Source organism: Streptomyces sp. NPDC058086 (assembly GCF_042885015.1).
GTDB lineage: Bacteria > Actinomycetota > Actinomycetes > Streptomycetales > Streptomycetaceae > Streptomyces.
Genome location: NZ_JBHVST010000250.1, coordinates 1 through 3,261 on the forward strand (window position 1 = coordinate 1; position 3,261 = coordinate 3,261).

At 66.7% G+C, this 3,261-nt stretch carries 3 protein-coding genes and 1 pseudogene; 3 read left to right on the forward strand and 1 reads right to left on the reverse strand.

All coding sequences use genetic code 11. The features are described from left to right. Nucleotides 1–130 precede the first annotated feature (130 nt). Complete coding sequence (locus ACFVWD_RS57825; RefSeq protein ID WP_389607184.1) at nucleotides 131–559, reverse strand: calmodulin-binding protein; 429 nt, start codon at nucleotides 557–559, stop codon at nucleotides 131–133. Nucleotides 560–876: 317 nt separating this feature from the next. On the opposite strand from ACFVWD_RS57825, the gene ACFVWD_RS57830 reads away from it, so the two are divergent. The 3 genes and pseudogenes from ACFVWD_RS57830 to ACFVWD_RS57840 form a co-directional block, all read left to right on the forward strand. Then, nucleotides 877–2,094: a PP2C family protein-serine/threonine phosphatase gene (locus ACFVWD_RS57830; protein ID WP_389607188.1), complete on the forward strand. Its 1,218-nt coding sequence runs from the start codon at nucleotides 877–879 to the stop codon at nucleotides 2,092–2,094. 380 nt (nucleotides 2,095–2,474) lie between these two features. After that, nucleotides 2,475–3,014, forward strand: a complete 540-nt coding sequence (locus ACFVWD_RS57835; RefSeq protein WP_389607186.1) for a winged helix-turn-helix domain-containing protein — start codon at nucleotides 2,475–2,477, stop codon at nucleotides 3,012–3,014. Then, a pseudogene (locus tag ACFVWD_RS57840) lies at nucleotides 3,011–3,261 on the forward strand (DDE endonuclease); the annotation flags it as partial. The gene ACFVWD_RS57835 and the pseudogene ACFVWD_RS57840, both read left to right, overlap by 4 nt.

A 3,261-nucleotide genomic window follows, 5' to 3' on the forward strand; every position in this document is an offset into this window, starting at 1 on the left:
ATCGTCCAGGGGGATCCTGGAGCTGTGGCAAGGAAGAGCGTCCACAGTTGCAGCCCTGCGGCAGCCCGCTGCCCCAGGACTGCCGGAAGCCACGCCGGTACTGCTCAGCGGCCTGCCGCACAAAGGCAGGTTAGCGTGGGGTGACTTCTGCGGTGAGGCGGCCGGTCCAGGGGCACCAGTAGAGGCCGGGGAGGAAGGCGCCGCCGGCTTCGTCCAGGTGGTCCTCGACGTAGGGGATGGTGGCGTCGCAGACCTCGATGGCCGCGTCGGCGAAGCTGATGCTGTCCGGGTTGTAGTGGAAGTCCCACTGGGGGTTGTAGAAGGCCGAGCGCTTGATGATCCGGCCGATGACAATCTTGTGTTCCCCGCTCGCGACGATGTCGCGGGGTTCCTTGATGACTTCCGGCCTGGTGATCTCGATGACGAAGTTGTGGCCGGTGATGTCCCGCATGTTGAAGTACGCGGCGTCGCCGGCGGCTCCGGCCTGTCCGCTCTGCCCCATGGTCAGAGCGAGCAGGGTGACCGCAAGGGTGACGATCCGGGTGGTGATACGTCGCATGAGGGCAGCTCCGTGCCTGGGGGCCGTGACACTCACGACCATTCATCACGCAAAGTGGCTGAATGACTACACTAAGTAAACGATCATACTCGGAACCCCGCTACCCAAGATCCTCGACAGCGTCAGACACTCACCGAGGTTCCCCACTCGCTTGAGGACTTGATCAAGCGAGGCGAGGAGTAGCCCCGGTCGTTTTTCAAGAATCGCCATCAAGGTGTGCCCGGCCGAGCTCAGCCGACCGCCCTGGCGTCGCTCTCGCCTCTCCACAGGCTGACGTGAGAGAGGACAGGATCGGTGCGAAACTGGGCACAGAAGGGGTGATTCCCGTGTCGGACCCACCGCACGCGTCCTCGGGTCCCGACACCGCCGTCGACGAGAATCGGCTGGAAGAGCTGATCATCGAGGCGCAGACTGCCCTGCCAGTCGAACTGCCCGCCCTGGCCAACCGGTGCGCCTCCGCCCTCGGCCTGGACACCGCGTCGATCTACCTCGTCGACCTGCAACAACAGCTCCTCATCCCACTCGACGAGGCTTTGGAGCCGCTGCCGGTGGACCGCTCGTCGGCCGGCTGGGCGTACCGCACGGTCTCCCCACGGGTGGCCGAGGCCGACGCCGGCTTGATCCTCTGGATGCCTCTGGTCGATGGTGCGGAACGGCTGGGCGTGCTGGCGGTGCGGACCGCCTCGCTCGACGGGGTGCGGATGCGCCGCAGCCGGATGCTGGCCCATCTGTTCGCCATGCTGATCACCTCCAAGCGCGCCTACAGCGACTGGCTCGCCGCCCGCACCCGCACTGCGACCATGCAGTTGCCCGCCGAGATGCTGCGGGCCTTCCTGCCACCCCGCACCATCGGCAGCAGCAGGTGCGTATCGACCGCGGTCCTGGAACCGGCGTACGACATCGCCGGCGACGCCTTCGACCACTCGGTGGTCAAGAACATCCTGCACACCATGATCCTCGACGCCATGGGGCACGATCTGACCGCCGGCCTGACCACGTCGGTCACCATGGCGGCGGCGCGCAACGCCCGCCGGAGCGGTGCCGACCTGGCCGATGTCGTCGGCTCCGTCGACCAGGCGCTCGCCCAGTGGCTGCCCGACTCCTTCTGCACCGGCGTGCTGTGCCGGCTCGACGCCGAGACCGGGGTGCTGCGCTGGGTCAATTGCGGTCACCCCCCACCGCTGCTGATCCGTGCCGAGCGGGTGGTCGCGCGGGCGCTGGACAGCCCCCCACAGCCGCCGATCGGCCTGGCTGGCCCACTCGCCCCGGCAGCCCGGCAAGTCCACGAGACGACCCTGGAACCGGGCGATTGCGTCCTGCTCTACACCGACGGTGTCGTGGAAGCTCACGACGCAGACGGTGCGGAGTTCGGCCTTGACCGGTTCACCGACTTCATCATCCGCTCCTCCTCCGCCGGACAGCGCCCGGCCGAGGTGCTGCGGCTGCTCATCCACGCCATCCTCGATTACCAGCGCAACCAACTGCGGGACGATGCGTCCATCCTGCTCTTCGAATGGCGTCCACAGCACCGGTGACGCGATATTGCGCCGAGCCTCGCTGTACTCATGCTCCGTCTTCGGCCGGGTCGACCACTCAGTCGGCACCTCCTCCCCGGTGCCCGGGCTGGGAATCCGAGCAAAGTCAATGCGTCGTTGTGCGGCGTCCTAGGACATGGAAACGATGTTGGCTGACAACATCTGTGAGTCTTTACCTGGCTAGTCCGGGACCGGCTGGCAGGGTTGATGTCGGTCGCCTCGTCGCTGTCGTGACTCGTGACTCGTGACTCGTGACTCGTGACTCGTGACTCGTGACTCGTGACTCGTGACAACAATGGCCCCGTAGGTGCCTTGCTACTGACCTTTTCGGGTTGCCTTCGGGTGGTGACGTTGGGTGATCCCTGCGGTATGCCGGTGTTATGCGGTACGCGGATGGTGGGGGCCTGACTGCTGAGCGGCGGGCTGCGCGTGAAGGGATCCGGCTGGAGGCCGGGCAGAGGTTCGCACGAGGTGACAGGACTGCGGACATCGCCAAAGACCTGCGGGTGAGCGAGCGTTCGGTGGAGCAATGGCGCCGGGCCTGGCGTGAAGGCGGTATCGAGGGTCTGAAGTCGAAGGGACCCGCGAAACTGCCGAAGCTGTCGGACGAACGCTTCGCCCTGCTGGAAAAGGAGCTGGCCAAAGGGCCGGCCGCGCATGGCTGGAAAGACCAGCGGTGGACACTGGAACGCGTCAGAACGCTGATCGGCCGCCAGTTCAAGGTCAGTTGCTCGATCGCGGGAACGTGGCGGCTCCTGCACCGCCACGGCTGGTCCTGGCAGAGCCCGGCCCGTCGCGCGCTGGAACGCGACGAACACGCGGTCGAGCTCTGGAAGAAAGACGTGTGGCCACAGGTGGAAGCACCGCGGCGGCGCTCGGGGCCTACATCGTCTTCGAGGACGAAGCCGGGTTCGCGATGACGCCGCCACGCGCCCGCACATGGGGCCGGCGCGGGCAGACTCCCGTGGTGCGAGTGCGGGGACGGTCCCGGCGACGGATCTCGATCGCCGCGATGTGCTGCTACCGGCCCGGCGAAAGACCCCGGCTGATCTACCGGCCCCGCTTCCACCTCCTCCTCAAAGGCGCACGCAAGAGTTTTGCCTGGCAGGACTACCGTGACCTCCTGGTCCGCGCGCACCTGCAACTCGGCGCCCCGATCGTTGTCGT

Coding starts and splice junctions, on each gene's coding strand:
- ACFVWD_RS57825 (WP_389607184.1), bottom strand. CDS start 559: ATGCGACGTATCACCACCCGGATCGTCACCCTTGCGGTCACCCTGCTC.
- ACFVWD_RS57835 (WP_389607186.1), top strand. CDS start 2,475: ATGCGGTACGCGGATGGTGGGGGCCTGACTGCTGAGCGGCGGGCTGCG.